General features: G+C 69.2%; 1 protein-coding gene and 1 pseudogene. Both read right to left on the bottom strand.

The genetic code is table 11. The annotated features are described in order from the left end of the window. On the bottom strand, positions 1 to 223 hold a 223-nt coding region (locus tag D7Y13_RS43175; protein ID WP_147444608.1), incomplete at its 3' end, for a helix-turn-helix domain-containing protein. Then, positions 220 to 435 (bottom strand): annotated as a pseudogene (locus tag D7Y13_RS43170) (hypothetical protein); the annotation flags it as partial. The gene D7Y13_RS43175 and the pseudogene D7Y13_RS43170, both read right to left, overlap by 4 nt.

Genomic DNA, 435 nt, shown 5'->3' with positions numbered 1-435 from the left:
AGACGTCGCGGAATTCCTCGCTGTTGGCTACCGTCAGCATGCGGCGCTTCTCCGCTTCGGAGAGGCGGTTGGCGGGCCGGGTGCGCGGACCGCACCGCCCGTCCTGAGCCGTCTGGGGCTTCCGCCACCGTTGAATGGTGCGAGGGGCCACCCCGAGCCGCTCACAGACGGCCTCCAGGCGCACGCCCTTCTGGAGGGCTTCCTGCACATGGGCGAGCGTCATTTCTCGCGCTTCTCGTCCACTGCGTCGTCCTCGTCGTCCAAGGGCCCCTCGTCCCAGCCCATCGCCTGAAGTTTTTTTTCGAGCACCAGCAGCGCCGCCGTTTCCGCCAGCGCCTTCTCCTTGCGGCGCAGCTCGCGCTCCAACTCCTTCACCCGCTTCTCGGCCACCGCCAGCCGCCTGCGCTCCTTGGCCGGCAGGGCCTGCGTGGACGC

Source organism: Corallococcus praedator, from assembly GCF_003612125.1.
In the GTDB taxonomy this organism is placed as follows: domain Bacteria; phylum Myxococcota; class Myxococcia; order Myxococcales; family Myxococcaceae; genus Corallococcus; species Corallococcus praedator.
This window is presented reverse-complemented; position numbering and strand designations above follow the sequence as displayed.